Below are 15,533 nucleotides of genomic sequence, written 5' to 3'. Positions count from 1 at the left end.
CACTCTTCCAGGATACTCAATGAAAACTTTCGTGATGCTGCACGGCATCAACCACAACATGTTCGGCAAGCGCGACCCTGCGCAATACGGCACAGTGACGCTCGCTGAAATCGACAGCAAACTTCAGGCGTTGGGCAAGGAGCTGGGCGTGCAGGTGGAAAGCTTTCAGACCAATAGCGAAGCCGATATGTGTGAGCGCATCCACCAGGCTTTCACAGATAACGTAGACGGTGTGCTGATCAATGCCGGTGCATGGACGCACTACAGCTACGGCATTCGCGACGCGCTCGCCATTCTGACGGTGCCGGTAGTAGAGATTCACATGTCGAATATCCACGCGCGGGAAGCATTCAGGCATCTTTCCGTGTTCGCGGAAATCGTCAAAGGACAGATTTGCGGCTTCGGGGTCGATAGTTACCTGCTCGGATTGCGCGCCGCTGTGTCTGCGGCGAGCTAGATAAGCCGTGATTGCCGCGTCTGGTTGATGCAGCCAGACGCGGCGTTATGCGATTAACGCCATGGCTCGGTCAGTTCGTTGGCCAGCACCATTTTTTCGCGCACCACGTCGACCAGAGCAGCATCGAGACCGCCCTGAGCTTTCAGGAATTTAAGTGCTGCCGAGTGCACGGTGCGCATCGAGCGTCCGTCGATTCCGGCAATACGCGGCGCACTGCGCCGCGTCTCTTCCACCAGATCGCGTGCGCTGCTTAAGTCCGGCGTCAAACCGCTCTGCGCCTGAAATGCGGCGCACAAGCCGGCCGCGTAGTCACGCGACTGCCCTAACTTGTCCATGTCGACCAGCAGGTCAACGCCTTCCGCCATGCGCAGCGCGCAGAGAATCCACAACGCAACGAACGCCCGATACGCATTATTGCCTTCAGCCGTGCGCGCGTATTGCTCGCAAGCCATCGCATAAGCGTCGTCCGACATCGACGACGGCGGCGGCAAGCTCACAGCGCAAACATTAATGACCTGCCGCACGAGCGGGTCCGACAGATTCAAACCCAGCACACGAAATGGCGCGGCGACAAAAAACGGATTGCTCCACTGCTGACTGAGTAACCACCCGGAAGCAAACTGCGACGCAGGATTGCGCAACACGCCGACATGCATCGCAGCGGGAAACACGTGTTTGAGCCAGGGCAGGCGGCCTGACGAACGGCAAAATTTGAAGACTGGCACGCTGCCGCGCTCAACGGTATGGGCGCACAGATTTTGCAAGTACGCGTGCAATGCCGGAAATTCCGCGTCGGGTTCGCGCGTAAAACGATCGAGACTGAAGCGCTTGCGATATCCGGCCACACCACGCGCGCCGTCCTGAAGAAACGGGCGATATTCATCGAAATATGGCGCGTCGAGCGGCGGATGCCCCGACGTGAGCGTGGGACGCGACGCGGCAACATCAGCGGGGCTCAGTTCAGCGAGAACATTGCTGAGCGGCTCGTAAAAACCGGTCACGGTCTCGAGTTCACGCAGGCGCGACCATACCCACGTTCCCGCGCTACGCCAACCGGTGTGCAGAAATATCGCCTGTTTGGCGGCACTTTTTTGCGTGGTACTAATGACGGAGCTAGCCGGATCGTTAGCGGAATGGGGCGACGACATGGGACTTCTCTTCAAATAAAAACGACAACGATTCGATGGAAAACAAACGCGGGCTGCGCGTCGCTACAGAAGCGCGTACTTTAGCGGGCCACGCTGTCGGCTGCCTGACAGAACAAGACACGACACTTTACCTCCGCGCGCTGAACGTATTCACCCATGCGAACACAGTGAACATGGAACGGCGCATCCAAACGCATTATGCTGCCAGATTCCGTACTCGAACCTTGCTGACATGAACGATTCGGCCGATATCCGCTTTCTGTTGACCATCCGTGAAAGTGGCAGCCTGATCGCCGCCGCACGAAAGCTGGGGCTTTCGCCCTCGGCTGTCACGCAGCGCCTTCAGCAACTCGAGAAGAAACTGGGCGCGCAACTGGTAAGCCGCACGGCACGCCGCCTGCAATTCACCGATGAAGGCACGCTGTTATGCGAACGCGGCGCCGACCTGATCGAACAGTTCGATTCGCTGTTCGACGACTTGCAGATGCGCCGTAACGGTCTGGTCGGCACGCTAAAGATCAACGCGCCGCTCGGATTCGGACGACGCCATCTGGCACCCGTCATCGGCGACTTCCAGCAGCAGAACCCGGATATCGATGTGGCGCTGACGCTGTCCGATCAGCCGCTAACCGAAACGATGGACCGCTTCGACATTGTCGTGCATATCGGCGAGTTGCCGCTATCGAATCGAGTCGGCTATGCAATCGCGCCGAATGCGCGCTTCGTCTGCGCCGCGCCCGCGCTGCTCAAACGGCTGGGCATGCCTGAGTCGCCCGACGAATTAAGCAGACTGCCCTGCATCGTGCTGCGCGAGAACAACGAAGACGTGACGCTCTGGCAGTTCAGTAAGGGCCGCACGCGCCGCAGCGTGCGCGTCTCCGCGCACCTGAGCTGCAACGACGGCGACGTGATCCGCCAGTGGGCCTGCGAAGGCCGGGGGGTGATCCTGCGTTCCGAGTGGGACGTGGCCGACGACATCGCCAGAGGAAAGCTCGTGCGCCTGCTCCCGGGATGGAAAGCCCCCGACGCCAATGTGATGGCGCTCACCCACCAAAGAGTCGGCGTGCCGGCGCGCACCCGTCATTTCATGCAGTTTCTCCAGAGCCGGTTCAAACCCGTGCCGCCGTGGCGGCGATGAATCCATCGCGAAGACGCGAACCGCGAACCGCGAACCGCGAACCCCATTCAGTTTGACTGAAACTATCAGTTAGCCGAATTGAACCTGCTTGCGCGGGTCGAACTTTATAATGAATGCACCGTTCCTAGCCGGTTAAGGTCAAACAGCCGCCATGACTTCCGCTCTGTACCCCAAAGCCGTTCTATTCGATCTTCTGACCGCCCTGCTCGATTCATGGACATCGTGGAATCAGGCCGCGGGGTCCGAACCGTTGGGCCGCGCATGGCGTGCCGCCTATTTGCGTCTGACGTATGGCTGCGGCCGCTACATTCCGTATGAACAACTGGTGCGCGACGCCGCCGTGGAAGTCGGTCTGCCGGACTCCGCCGCCCATGCGCTCGAAGCGGACTGGCTGACACTCACGCCGTGGCGGGGCGCAGTCGAAGCCTTACAGACGCTTGCGCCACATTGCAAACTGGCGGTCGTCACTAACTGTTCCACGCGATTGGGCGTGCAGGCGGCCAGGCTTTTCCCGATCCACTGGGACGCAATCGTAACCGCCGAACAGGCCGGCGTGTATAAACCCGACCCACGGCCCTACCAGCTCGCTCTCGACACACTCGGCGTACCCGCTCACCAGGCCGCATTTGTTGCCGGTTCCAGTTATGACATGTTCGGCACCGCTGCCGTCGGCTTGCGCACATACTGGCATAACCACGTCGGTTTGCCGCTCGTCGAGGGTGCGCAAAAGCCCGAAATCGAGGCACCTATGCTCGACCAACTGGTCCCATGGCTGGGTCGCTTCGGCCAGTGAGCTCAAACCACTCATCCCGGTGAAAGTATGAAACTCGAACAGATCGAAACTCCTGCCGCGTTGATCGACATTGCGCGGATGCAGAAGAACATCGCGCGAATGCAGGCGCAGATGAACACGCTGGGTGTCGCGTTTCGTCCGCATGTGAAAACCACCAAATGTATCGACGTGGTGCGCGCGCAGATCGCCGCTGGCGCACGTGGCATTACGGTGTCGACGCTCAAGGAGGCGGAGGCGTTCTTCGCCGCGGGCGTCGAAGATATTCTGTACGCGGTCAGCATCGTGCCGGCAAAGTTGCCGAGAGCGCTGGCGCTGCGCCGTCAGGGTTGCGATCTGAAACTGGTGGTGGACAATCCAACCGCGGCCTCGGCCATTGCTGCATTCGGCGATCAGCACGGCGAAACCTTCGAGGTGTGGATCGAGGTGGACACGGACGGCCACCGCTCCGGCATCACCCCCGAGCAGCACACGCTGCTCGACGTGGGCCGGATTCTGCATGAGAACGGCGTCAAGGTCGGCGGTGTGATGACGCACGCAGGTTCGAGCTACGAATTGAACACGCCGGAAGCACTCACCGCGCTCGCGGAGCAGGAGCGCGCAGGCTGCGTACGCGCGGCGCAACGGCTGCGCGATGCGGGCATCGCGTGCCCCGCCGTCAGTGTGGGCTCGACGCCGACCGCGCTCGCGGCCGCGCAACTGGAGGGCGTGACTGAAGTACGGGCCGGCGTCTATGTTCTATTCGATCTGGTCATGCACAACGTCGGCGTCTGCTCGCTCGACGATATCGCGCTCAGCGTACTCGCCACCGTGATAGGACATCAGGCGGAAAAAGGCTGGGCGATTCTCGACGCGGGCTGGATGGCAATGAGCCGCGACCGCGGCACGTCGAAGCAAGCGCACGATTTCGGCTATGGCCAGCCGTGTTTGCTGAACGGCACCTTGCTGCCAGGTTACAGGGTAAGCGGCGCAAACCAGGAGCACGGCATTCTTTCGTCAGCGGCGCAAAGCGCGCAAGCCGGTGACATTGACGACATCGCCGAGCGCTTTCCAATTGGCATGAAGCTGCGCATTCTGCCGAATCATGCATGCGCCACCGGCGCGCAGTTCCCTGAATATCACGCGGTTTCGCCCGATGGAACCAGCGTGGAGTGGCGACGTTTTCGCGGCTGGTAAGCTCAAACGCCGCCTGGCTCAACCCTCACTCGTCCTCTTCACCCAAACCGGCCAGCAGATCGTCCACCGCGCGATACACGCGCTCGACGATCTCCGGCCCGACCTTGCGCTCCAGTTCGCGATAATGCGCTTCGAGGTCTTTTGAAATCACGCGCACCAGCTCCACGCTGATGTCCGTCAGCGACACCAGCACGCGGCGCTGGTCGTCTGCAAACCGCTCCTTGGTCACCAGTTCCATACTTTCCATACGCGCGAGCACCCCAGCCATGCTCGGGCTCGAAATCGTGCAGATATCGGAAATATGACGCGGCTCCATCGGCCCCTGTTCGTTGAGTGCGCGAATCACGCGCCATTGCTGTTCGGTCAGTCCATGAGCGGTAATCAGCGGACGAAACCGCTCCATCATTTTTTCTCTGGCACGCAGCAACAGCATGGGCAGGTTGCGGTGTAAAACTCGGGTGGACGCAGCGGACATAGTGGATAAAAAGAATAAAAAGAGCCATCAAAACTTAAGGGAAAACCCGCGATCAGCCGACAGCCTATTGACCGTGAATCATATCAAGCGCAATACTACTAACATGTTAGTGTTTTCGCTGAATTTTTTCAGGTTTTTTTCGAAAAGGCGCCTCATTGATGTTTGCACTTGCCGATCACCTGTTGCATCCCGAAGGCGAAGCGCTGCCCCGCGACGTCGATGCGCGTGCGCTGGCCGCCCTGCTGGACAGCGGAATCGCCTGTCGCGCGCCGGTTAGCGGCGCGGTCTACGGAACCCTGCTGAACGACCGTGCCGCACTGGAAGCATTAGGCGAAGCCATGCACGCCGCGCCGTACAAAGCCCCGCCGAACGCACCCATTCTTTATCTGAAGCCGCGCAACACGCTCGCCGGGCACCGCGCGCGGGTCGTCGTGCCAGACAACGCGTTGGGCGTGGAAGTCGGCGCTTCGCTGGGTATCGTGATTGGCCGTCATGCGTCCCGTATCAACGCGAATCGCGCGGCTGAATATATCGCCGGCTATACGCTGGTCGGCGATCTCAGCGTGCCGCATGCGAGTGTGTATCGGCCTTCCGTGCGCTTTCGGGCACGTGACGGCTTCTGTGTGGTCGGGCCGGCCGTCGTCGCGGCACGTCATATCGCAACCCCCGATCATCTCGGCATCAAGGTGTTAGTCAACGGTAAGGAAATTTTTACGGCAAGTACGGCATCAACAGTACGCACCGTCACGCAATTACTCGCAGACGTCACCGACTTCATGACACTCAGTGCCGGCGACGTTCTCACGTTGGGCGTGCCGCACGGCTCGCCGGTTGCGCATGCCGGCGACACAGCAACTTTATCGATTGACGGCTTGCCGCCGCTCACGGTGTCGTTTATCGATGCCCAGCAACACGCGGGAGAACCGTCATGATGCGCGGCCGCGTTGCCTATGCAGGCGCGATTCACGAAGCGTATCCGGACCCCCACGGCGTGCGTCTCGCTGACGGCCGTGTGCGCCGCGAAGACGAAGTGGTCTGGCTCGCGCCAATCGAAGTCGGCACAATCTTCGCACTGGGCCTGAACTACGCCGAACACGCCAAAGAACTGCAGTTCAGCAAGCAGGAAGAACCGCTCGTCTTTCTCAAAGGACCGGGCACGGTACTCGGCCATCGCGGCGTCACGCGCCGCCCTGCCGATGTCACGTTCATGCACTACGAGTGCGAACTCGCGGTCGTGATCGGCCAGACCGCCTGTAACGTGAAGCGCGACAGCGCGATGCGGCATGTGGCCGGCTACATGATCGCGAACGACTACGCGATCCGCGATTACCTCGAAAACTACTACCGCCCGAACCTTCGCGTGAAGAATCGCGACGGTGGCACCGTGCTCGGCCCCTGGTTCGTCGACGCCGCCGACATCGAAGACGTGACGCAACTGGAATTACGCACGTTCGTGAACGGCACGCGGCAGCAGCACGGCAACACGCGCGACCTCGTCACCGATATTCCCGCTCTGATCGAGTACCTGAGCGGCTTCATGACGCTCGCGCCCGGCGACGTGATCCTGACCGGTACCCCCGAAGGCATCGTCAACGTGAATGCGGGCGACGAAGTGATCTGCGAAATCGACGGCCTAGGCCGTCTCGCGAACACGATTGCGTCGGACGCGGACTTCGGCCGCGCGTAATCGATCCAGCTAACAAGGACATGACAATGCGAATCGAGCACCTGATCAACGGCGAAGCGTGCGGCGCGAAAGAGTACTTCGAGACCGTCAATCCCGCTACGCAAAACGTGCTGGCCGAGGTCGCGCGAGGTGGTGCGCAGGAAATCGACGCCGCCGTGCGCGCGGCAAAGAACGCATTTCCCGCCTGGGCCGCCAGGCCCGCAGCGGAGCGAGCGAAGCTGCTGCGCAAACTCGGCGAACTGATCACGAAGAACGTGCCGGAGATCTCCGAAACCGAGACGAAAGACACCGGCCAGACGATTTCGCAAACGCGCAAGCAACTCGTGCCGCGCGCGGCCGACAACTTCAGCTACTTCGCCGAGATGTGCACGCGCGTCGACGGCCATACATATCCGACCGATACGCATCTGAACTACACGCTGTTTCATCCGGTCGGCGTGTGCGCGTTGATCTCGCCGTGGAATGTGCCGTTCATGACGGCGACCTGGAAAGTCGCACCTTGCCTCGCGTTCGGCAATACTGCCGTGCTGAAGATGAGCGAACTGTCGCCGCTCACGGCGTCCACGCTCGGACAACTCGCGCTCGAAGCCGGCATTCCTGCGGGCGTGCTGAACGTCGTGCATGGTTTCGGCAAGGAGACCGGCGAACCGCTGGTCGCACATCCCGATGTGCATGCGGTGTCGTTCACCGGGTCGACGGCAACCGGCAACCGTATCGTGCAGAGCGCTGGGCTGAAAAAGTTTTCGATGGAACTCGGCGGCAAATCGCCGTTCGTTATTTTCGACGACGCCGATTTCGAACGTGCACTGGATGCAGCCGTGTTCATGATCTTTTCGAACAACGGCGAACGCTGCACCGCAGGTTCGCGCATTCTGGTTCATCGCCCGATTTACGCGCGTTTCGCCGAGCGCTTCATCGAGCGCGCGAAGCGCCTGACGGTCGGCGATCCACTCGCCGACAGCACCCTTGTTGGCCCGATGATCAGCCACGCGCATCTCGCGAAAGTGCGCAGCTATATCGAACTGGGTCCGAAAGAAGGCGCAACGCTCGCGTGCGGCGGTCTCGATACGCCCGATCTGCCCGACGCAATGCGCAAAGGCAACTTCGTGATGCCCACCGTCTTCGTCGATGTCGACAATCGTATGCGCATCGCGCAGGAAGAGATCTTCGGCCCGGTTGCGTGCCTGATTCCATTCGACGACGAAGCCGACGCTATCCGGCTCGCCAATGACATCTGTTACGGGCTGTCGAGCTATATCTGGACCGAGAACACCGGCCGCGCACATCGTGTCGCAGCGGCGGTCGAAGCGGGCATGTGCTTTGTGAACAGCCAGAACGTACGCGATCTGCGGCAGCCTTTTGGTGGCACGAAAGCATCCGGCGTGGGCCGCGAAGGCGGAACGTGGAGTTATGAAGTGTTCCTCGAACCGAAGAATGTGTGCGTATCGCTCGGCTCACATCACATTCCGCGCTGGGGCGTTTAATGCGCAGCGGCGCATGACAGGCCACGCGTCGACGCAACCCGCATTGCCGCAGACACACACTGGAGACCGCGATGGGCAAGCTCGCGCTGGCAGCAAAAGTCACTCACGTGCCGTCGCTGTATCTATCGGAACTCGACGGTCCGCATAAAGGTTGCCGTCAGGCCGCCATCGACGGCCATCATGAAATCGGCCGGCGTTGCCGCGAACTGGGCGTAGACACGATCGTCGTATTCGACGTGCATTGGCTCGTGAATAGCGAATACCACATCAACTGCGCGGCGAATTTTGAAGGCGTGTACACCAGCAACGAGTTGCCGCATTTCATCAGGAACATGCCGTACGCGTATCCTGGCAATGTCGGACTCGGCCATCTGATCGCGGAAGTCGCAAACGAAATGGGCGTAAAAAGCCGTGCGCACAGCGAAACCACGCTGGGACTCGAATACGGCACACTGGTGCCGATGCGCTATATGAACGCCGATCAACATTTCAAAACGGTGTCGGTATCGGGCTGGTGCATGTGGCACGACCTCGCCACCAGCGCGCGCTTCGGCCTTGCGGTGCGCAAAGCAATCGAGGAACGTTACGACGGCACCGTTGCCATTCTGGCAAGCGGCTCGCTCAGTCATCACTTCGCGAACAACGGTACCGCCGAGCAATTCATGCACAAGGTGTGGAATCCGTTTCTCGAACAGATGGACCGCAGCGTGGTCGAATTGTGGAAAGCCGGCGACTGGCCAACCTTTTGCGACATGCTGCCGCTTTACAACGAAAAATGCTGGGGCGAAGGCGGCATGCATGACACCGCGATGCTGCTTGGCGCGCTCGGCTGGAATCGCTACGACGGCAAGGTTGAAGTCGTCACCCCGTATTTCGGCAGTTCGGGCACCGGCCAGATCAATGCGATCTTCCCGGTGACACCGCTCCCCGTCTGACTTCGTGAAGGAACTTACCGTGCCGCATCTCACGCTCGAATACAGCGCCAATCTCGCCGACGCGCAAAACATCGGCCAACTGTGCAACACGCTCGTGCAATGTCTGGATGCGCAGCGCGACGGCGAACAGCGGGTCTATCCGCTGGGCGGCATTCGCGTGCGCGCATTGCGTTGCGAACAGTACTGTATCGCCGACGGGCGCGCCGACGCCGCATTTCTGCATGCGAATCTGAAGATCGGCGCGGGCCGTTCCGAAGCCGTCAAAAAGGCCACCGGCGACGCGTTGTTCGCGCTGCTCAAACAGCACTTCGCCACTGAGTTCGATCAGCACGGGCTGGCGTTGTCGCTGGAACTCGGTGAGTTCAGCGAAGCCGGCACATGGAAGCACAACAACCTGCATGCACGTTTCAAAACCTGATCCGCCTGACCGGACACCACGCCTCACCGCGTCGCAAAGAGAAACCATCATGCTAGACGAACAGACTATCCGCGAACTCGCCGCGCAACTCGACCACGCCGAGAAAACGCGCACGCCATTGCGCCACTTCTCCGCGCAATATCCGCAAATGACAGTCGAAGACGGCTACGCCATTCAGCGCGAATGGGTGAAGCTCAAGCTGGCCGAAGGCCACGTGATCAAAGGCCGCAAGATCGGCCTCACATCGCGCGCGATGCAGCGTTCGTCGCAGATCGACGAACCCGATTACGCGCCGTTGCTCGACAGCATGTTTATCGAAAGCGGCGAGGATATTCGCGCCGACCGCTTCATCGCCCCACGCGTCGAAGTCGAACTGGCGTTCGTGTTGAACAAACCGCTCAAAGGCCCCGGCGTCACGCTCTTCGACGTACTCGACGCCACCGCCTACGTCACCCCTGCCGTGGAAATCATCGACGCGCGCATCGAGCAGTTCGACCGCGAAACCCACGCGCCGCGCAAGGTCTACGACACGATCTCAGACTTCGCCGCGAATGCCGGCATCGTGCTCGGCGGCCGGCCGGTGCGGCCCCTCGATGTCGACCTGCGCTGGGTCGGCGCGCTGCTCTATAAAAACGGTGCGATCGAAGAAAGCGGACTCGCGGCGGCGGTGTTGAATCACCCAGCCACTGGCGTTGCGTGGCTCGCCAACAAGATCGCGCCATACGACGAAATGCTGAACGCAAACGACGTGATCCTGAGTGGCTCGTTCACGAGCCCGATCGTCGCGCGCGCAGGCGACACGTTCCATGTCGACTATGGTCCGCTAGGCGGCATTGGCCTGAATTTCATCTGAGTCTGCAACGGCATACAACCCGACTGGATCGACATGTCCCTACCGCAAAACACTTTCCGGCGCGCTCTCGCCGAAGGCAAACCGCAATTCGGTCTATGGGCCGCGCTGGCCGACGCGTACGTCACCGAGTTGCTGGCCACTGCCGGTTTCGACTGGCTGCTGATCGACAACGAGCACGCGCCCAATGACGTCCGCAGTACGTTGGCGCAATTGCAGGCCGTCGCTGCTTATGCGTCGCATCCGGTGGTGCGTCCGGTGCGCAGCGACGCGGCCTTGATCAAGCAACTGCTCGATATCGGCGCGCAAACCCTGCTTCTGCCAATGATCGACACCGCAGCCCAAGCTGCCGAAGCCGTCGCCGCGACGCGTTATCCGCCGCAAGGCATTCGCGGCGTGGGCAGCGGACTGGCGCGTGCATCGCGCTGGAACCGGATACCCGACTATCTGACCACCGCAGCCGAAGAACTATGCGTGCTGGTGCAGGTGGAATCCGTGCAAGGCATGGACAATCTGCCGGCAATCGCCACCGTGGACGGCGTAGACGGCGTGTTCTTCGGCCCGTCGGACCTGAGCGCGTCGATGGGCCTGCTCGGCAGACCGGGCGACCCGAGCGTTCGCGAAGCGATCTGCCGGGGCATTGCAACGACGCGCGACGCGGGCAAGGCAGCCGGCGTGCTCGCGGCCGATCCCGCAATCGCCGCCGAATATCTCGCGGCGGGCGCCACCTTCGTCGCGGTCGGTTCGGACACGGGCCTGCTGAGCCGCGCGGCAGCGGACCTCGCGGCGTCGTACCGGAAAACGGCCGCAAGCGCGCCGCCGCCCAAAGGGGGTTACTAGCTCACCGCCCTCGCCTGTCGAAACGGTCTGCGACGCATCAGACAGCAGTCAACCGGCCGTCAAAGCCGCCGTCAAACCTGCCGTCCTACCCGCCGTCAAACCGTCACTCCGCCGCAGGCCACGGCAGGCCCTTCGCCGACCAGTCCAGCTCCACGCCAATCACCGAGCGCCCGTTGGCGAACGGCACAGCCAACGTCACGGCGATACACGGCCGGCCGCTCGCCAGCGAGAGATACGGATTGCTGGTCACCGCCACACCCGGCAGCAACACCGCATTCCTGAAGTACGGCCGGTGGTCCCACCGCGCATCGCGCGGATTCGCCACCGGTTGCAGCGAAGCCCCTTCCTTGCTCCAGGCCGGCCCCGGCAATTCGTGGCCGACCTGTCTGCCGGTAGCGTCGAGAATGAAACAGCTGATGCATCGATCGAATCGGGCTAGCGGCGCAAACGCGTCGTCCATCACGACGCCAGTCAGCAACGCGTCGGCAGCAGCACGCAAGGCGATCCGGTACGGCTCTACTTCGGATTCGAACAGCGCGTACTGATGCGCCCGGCCTTGCGCGATCACGTCGAACGCATCGTCGATCTGTCGATGCACCGACTCCGGCGGCGCAATCTGCGCAGCCGGTCGACCCAGTAGATAGCCCTGCGCGAAATCCACATTCGACTCCACCGCGAGAATCAGCTCTTCGGTGGTCTCCACGCCTTCGACCACCACCAGCATGCCCGCCTGATGCAGCAGCGACACGAGCTTCGGCAGGATCGGATGACCGGTGCCATGACTGGTCGCGCGAATCAGTTCGCCGTCGAGTTTCACGAGGTCTGGGCGGATCCGCAACAGCCGGTCGAGATTCGACTGACCGGCGCCGAAGTCGTCGACGGCGATCAGAAAGCCGTGCTCGCGGTACAGCGCTGCTGCCCGCGACATATCGTCGACACTGCCGCCATGCGATTCGAGAATCTCCAGAATCACCCGCTCGGGTTCCAGCCCGGCGGCCCGCACGAGCACGCTCAGCTGATCGGCATAACCGGCGGCAATGAAGGTGGCCGGCAAAATATTGAGGAACAGCCATGCGTCGTTCGGCAGCAGACGGCTTGCGTTGCTCAGATGCACGACGTGACTTGCGCGGTCGAGCGCGCCCTCGTCGCTGGAAGGCTTCGGTGCGAACATCACCACGGGCGGCACCAGCATGCCGTCGTCGTGTTCGCCGCGCAGCAGCGCCTCGAACCCCACCTGCTTCTGATGCGACAGGCTGTAGAGCGGCTGGAAATGCGAAGTCAGGTAATAGTCTTCCCATTGATACCGTTGACTCAACGAGCCGCCTTCAACCCGCCGCTCACTGCCCGCCGACCGCTGCACGTCGGGCAGCATTCGCCGCTCGGCGCAGACGCGGTTTCTTCCCGAGTACTTGGCGCGCAGCAGTGCCTCGTCGGCACGATCGAGCAGCACCATGATGCTTTCGCCGCGCCGGTGTTGCGCCACGCCGAAGCTCGCGGTCAGATTGCCGTCGGGCCGTTCGATCGCGGCAATCGCGCCGCGTAGCTGCTCGGCCAGCGCCAGCGCGCCGCTCAGGCCGTCGCGCAGCAGCACCGCGAACTCTTCTCCACCGATCCGGCTCACGCTGGCGTCGGCGGGAGTCTGTTCCATCAGCACCTGAGCTACCTGGTACAGCGCATGGTCGCCGACCGCATGGCCGAAGCGATCGTTCAGCGACTTGAAGTTGTCGATGTCGAGAAAGATCGCGCTGACCTGCATCTCGTCCGTGAGGGCGTCGAGATGCTGCTCGGCCTGTTTGACGAACGCGCGGCGGTTTTGCAGCCCGGTCAGCGGATCGGTCGCGGCCAGTTGCGCGAGCTGGCTTTCGAGCAGGAAGTGGTTGCGCCGGAAGCGGTAAAAGCCAAAGTGAAACACCACGGAAGTCGGGATACCGATCGCGGCGATCCATGCCCAGACGACCGTCTCGATGTCATGCGTGAGCGGCGCGCCGAACAGCAGCGCCAACGCCGACGCATAGAACAATGCGGTGCCGGTGAAAAAGTGCGCGGGCGTCAACCATAGCGGCGCGGCGCAAACCGGAATCACCACCATCGCCGGCAACAGCCATAGCAACGGCTGTGCGACACCCGCCGTATTCAGCGCCATGCCCGCGACCAGCACCTGCATGTACACGACGCCGATCGCGCCGAAGATCAACGTGGACCGGGTGCTGGGAATGACCAGCACCAGTAACGCGAGCACCAGCGCGCAAGCCAGCCGGTAGGCCAATGGCGTCGCCGGGCCGTCGACCAGGTTGCGCGCGCCCACCAGGCACAGGAACGCAACCACGGTAAACGCCATCGTCACCGTTGAGAGGGGCCGTTGATGTTCCAGCGAGCGTCGATGAAAACGTTCTCGCAATCCGCGTCCGGCTAGGTGAGGCGTTGAGATGGCAGGCATATTGATGGTTATCAGGCTGGTTCCAGTCACTCCGCCAATGGTTATCGGCAAACGTCTGACTAATATTTATCCCTGCCGATAAATATAGGTAAGAAATTCCTGGCTGGCGTCCCTGCTTATGCCCGCTGGATGGCTCGCGCTAGGCTGCCGCCATCACGCGATTGCGGCCGGAGGCCTTGGCGGCGTAGAGCGCACCGTCGGCGCGAGCGCTCAACTGGTCGAGCGACTCATCAGGCCGATACTGGTCCACCCCGACGCTGAACGTGTAGCGGAGCCCCAACGGCAGCGCGGACTGCGAAGCCGACGCGAGCCGAACGCGCAGGCGGTCCATTAGCGCGACCATTTCGGCAGCGGTAGTCGCCGGGCACAGCACGCCGAACTCTTCGCCGCCCAGCCGGCCGAACACGTCGCCGATCCGCAAATTGTGCGACACGAACGCCGCGAAATGCTTCAGCACCTGGTCGCCCGCGGCATGGCCGTAGGTGTCGTTGACCGCCTTGAACGAATCGATGTCGATGATCGCCATCGTGACCGGCGAGCGGGTTCGCAGCGACGCTTTCAGCAATGTGTTGCTCGCGGCGAGGAACGCGCGGCGCGATAGTGCGCCCGTCAGGTCGTCGACATTCGCGAGCTGTTCGAGCCGCTCGGCAAGACGGTCATGCGCGAGCATCACCACGCCGATCGACAGGCACGGCGGCGCAAGAATTCCTAACGCGAGAAACAGGATGCTGGACGGCGAGACCTGCATCAGGTCGGTCTGCATGATGATGCCGAAGCCATACATGATGCCGCGCGACGCATGGCCTGCGCATAGAAGCAACGCCGCGACCGCCAGAAAGTAATAGCTGTAGCGAGGCCGGTTGGCGGGACGTCCACGTAACATCAGCACAGCGAGCAACGCATAAAGATACGCGTGAAACGCCGACACCACCGCGACGCGCGCGTTGAAGTCCGGCGTAACGAAGGTCCACCACGCAACGCCTGCGAAAACGGCAACCAGGCCGGCATACGCGGGCCAGAGCCGGATGCGGCGTTTCTGAAAGCGCACGCAGCCTTCGACCACCAGCAGCAGCGAAATGGCCAGCAGTTCATTGGCGCCGACAAACGTAAGCCAGCGTGACGCATGACCCTGCATCGCGAAAGCCAGCAGCGCGACGATCGCGGCCGCGTTGGCGGAAATCCAGTAGCCGACGCCAGGGATCGTGGCACGCCATAACGAACCGAGCACCGCCATTGCCATGGCGCTCGACAACACCGTGATTAGCAGAAGACTGAGTGGATTGAGCATTACAGTTCAGTGAGTCAAACAGGCCAACGATAGCGCGCCACCTTTTTTCATCATCGCATCGGCTCGGTTAATACGTTGGTTTTATACATGACCGCATCGCGTGATTGATTGCCTGCAGATGATTCGATTCTGTGCACAGGTGCGTAAGCTTACCGGGCAAACTTCGCTGGCACGCGCAAAACCAATCCCCGGCAGCACAGCGGCAAGATTGTGAAAGAATGACAAATAGTGAAGGCATGTTGTCCACGCGAAATTAAAAAGCGTTGCATTTACCACCACACGCATAAGCCAGATAGCCGGCCCGCCTCGCGTGTTAATACCTATATTGCACGAGCTTATGCATGCCGTAGCTACAGGAAGGCAGGGGCGTGCGCGATGGAATCAGCAAAAATTACGTAAAAAACCCTGCA

Annotated in this window: 16 protein-coding genes; 12 read left to right on the top strand and 4 right to left on the bottom strand. The window is 61.4% G+C overall.

Going from position 1 to position 15,533, the window contains the following annotated elements; genetic code table 11:
- The first annotated feature begins 19 nt into the window (after positions 1–19).
- On the top strand, positions 20–457 hold the full coding sequence (gene aroQ, locus LMG28727_RS13430) for a type II 3-dehydroquinate dehydratase (RefSeq protein ID WP_201642799.1): 438 nt from the start codon (positions 20–22) through the stop codon (positions 455–457).
- Positions 458–510: 53 nt separating this feature from the next.
- Here aroQ and LMG28727_RS13425 read toward each other — a convergent pair whose 3' ends face one another.
- Positions 511–1,605, bottom strand: a complete 1,095-nt coding sequence (locus tag LMG28727_RS13425) for a hypothetical protein (protein ID WP_201642798.1) — start codon at positions 1,603–1,605, stop codon at positions 511–513.
- 35 nt (positions 1,606–1,640) lie between these two features.
- Here LMG28727_RS13425 and LMG28727_RS13420 point away from each other — a divergent pair, with 35 nt between their 5' ends.
- From LMG28727_RS13420 to LMG28727_RS13405, 4 genes are all read left to right on the top strand, one after another.
- The gene (locus LMG28727_RS13420) at positions 1,641–1,841 is read left to right on the top strand and encodes a hypothetical protein (RefSeq protein WP_201642797.1); all 201 of its coding nucleotides are present in this window, start codon (positions 1,641–1,643) and stop codon (positions 1,839–1,841) included.
- Entirely contained in the window at positions 1,838–2,743 is a 906-nt protein-coding gene (locus LMG28727_RS13415; RefSeq protein ID WP_201642796.1) for a LysR family transcriptional regulator, read from the top strand. The genes LMG28727_RS13420 and LMG28727_RS13415 overlap by 4 nt, the downstream gene beginning before the upstream one ends.
- Before the next feature lie 151 nt (positions 2,744–2,894).
- Positions 2,895–3,536, top strand: a complete 642-nt coding sequence (locus LMG28727_RS13410) for an HAD family hydrolase (protein WP_201642795.1) — start codon at positions 2,895–2,897, stop codon at positions 3,534–3,536.
- Positions 3,537–3,563: 27 nt separating this feature from the next.
- Positions 3,564–4,709 carry a DSD1 family PLP-dependent enzyme gene (locus LMG28727_RS13405; protein WP_201642794.1) on the top strand — a complete coding sequence of 382 codons (1,146 nt, stop codon included), beginning with the start codon at positions 3,564–3,566 and terminating at the stop codon, positions 4,707–4,709.
- Between the two features lie 25 nt (positions 4,710–4,734).
- On the opposite strand, the gene hpaR is transcribed toward LMG28727_RS13405, so the two are convergent.
- A complete protein-coding gene (gene hpaR, locus LMG28727_RS13400; RefSeq protein WP_201642793.1) occupies positions 4,735–5,142 on the bottom strand; it encodes a homoprotocatechuate degradation operon regulator HpaR in 408 nt (135 codons plus the stop codon).
- A 200-nt stretch (positions 5,143–5,342) separates the two neighbouring features.
- Between hpaR and LMG28727_RS13395 the strand changes: the two genes are divergently transcribed.
- The 7 genes from LMG28727_RS13395 to hpaI all read left to right on the top strand — a co-directional run bounded on the left by LMG28727_RS13395 (position 5,343) and on the right by hpaI (position 11,398).
- On the top strand, positions 5,343–6,116 hold the full coding sequence (locus LMG28727_RS13395) for a fumarylacetoacetate hydrolase family protein (RefSeq protein WP_201642792.1): 774 nt from the start codon (positions 5,343–5,345) through the stop codon (positions 6,114–6,116).
- Complete coding sequence (locus LMG28727_RS13390) at positions 6,113–6,871, top strand: fumarylacetoacetate hydrolase family protein (protein ID WP_201642791.1); 759 nt, start codon at positions 6,113–6,115, stop codon at positions 6,869–6,871. The genes LMG28727_RS13395 and LMG28727_RS13390 overlap by 4 nt, the downstream gene beginning before the upstream one ends.
- Positions 6,872–6,897: 26 nt before the next feature.
- Entirely contained in the window at positions 6,898–8,355 is a 1,458-nt protein-coding gene (gene hpaE, locus LMG28727_RS13385) for a 5-carboxymethyl-2-hydroxymuconate semialdehyde dehydrogenase (protein ID WP_201642790.1), read from the top strand.
- Between the two features lie 71 nt (positions 8,356–8,426).
- On the top strand, positions 8,427–9,290 hold the full coding sequence (gene hpaD / locus LMG28727_RS13380) for a 3,4-dihydroxyphenylacetate 2,3-dioxygenase (protein ID WP_201642789.1): 864 nt from the start codon (positions 8,427–8,429) through the stop codon (positions 9,288–9,290).
- A gap of 19 nt (positions 9,291–9,309) precedes the next feature.
- Complete coding sequence (locus LMG28727_RS13375; RefSeq protein WP_201642893.1) at positions 9,310–9,708, top strand: 5-carboxymethyl-2-hydroxymuconate Delta-isomerase; 399 nt, start codon at positions 9,310–9,312, stop codon at positions 9,706–9,708.
- Between the two features lie 49 nt (positions 9,709–9,757).
- A complete protein-coding gene (gene hpaH, locus LMG28727_RS13370; protein ID WP_201642788.1) occupies positions 9,758–10,561 on the top strand; it encodes a 2-oxo-hept-4-ene-1,7-dioate hydratase in 804 nt (267 codons plus the stop codon).
- Positions 10,562–10,594: 33 nt separating this feature from the next.
- The gene (gene hpaI / locus LMG28727_RS13365) at positions 10,595–11,398 is read left to right on the top strand and encodes a 4-hydroxy-2-oxoheptanedioate aldolase (protein ID WP_201642787.1); all 804 of its coding nucleotides are present in this window, start codon (positions 10,595–10,597) and stop codon (positions 11,396–11,398) included.
- 103 nt (positions 11,399–11,501) lie between these two features.
- Here hpaI and LMG28727_RS13360 read toward each other — a convergent pair whose 3' ends face one another.
- Entirely contained in the window at positions 11,502–13,835 is a 2,334-nt protein-coding gene (locus LMG28727_RS13360; protein WP_201642786.1) for a bifunctional diguanylate cyclase/phosphodiesterase, read from the bottom strand.
- Positions 13,836–13,974: 139 nt separating this feature from the next.
- Positions 13,975–15,123, bottom strand: a complete 1,149-nt coding sequence (locus LMG28727_RS13355) for a GGDEF domain-containing protein (RefSeq protein ID WP_201642785.1) — start codon at positions 15,121–15,123, stop codon at positions 13,975–13,977.
- Positions 15,124–15,533 lie beyond the last annotated feature (410 nt).

This window comes from Paraburkholderia metrosideri (assembly GCF_904848625.1).
GTDB lineage: Bacteria > Pseudomonadota > Gammaproteobacteria > Burkholderiales > Burkholderiaceae > Paraburkholderia > Paraburkholderia metrosideri.
Note: the sequence above shows the minus strand (reverse complement) of the source record. Positions and strands in the feature narration are given on the sequence as shown.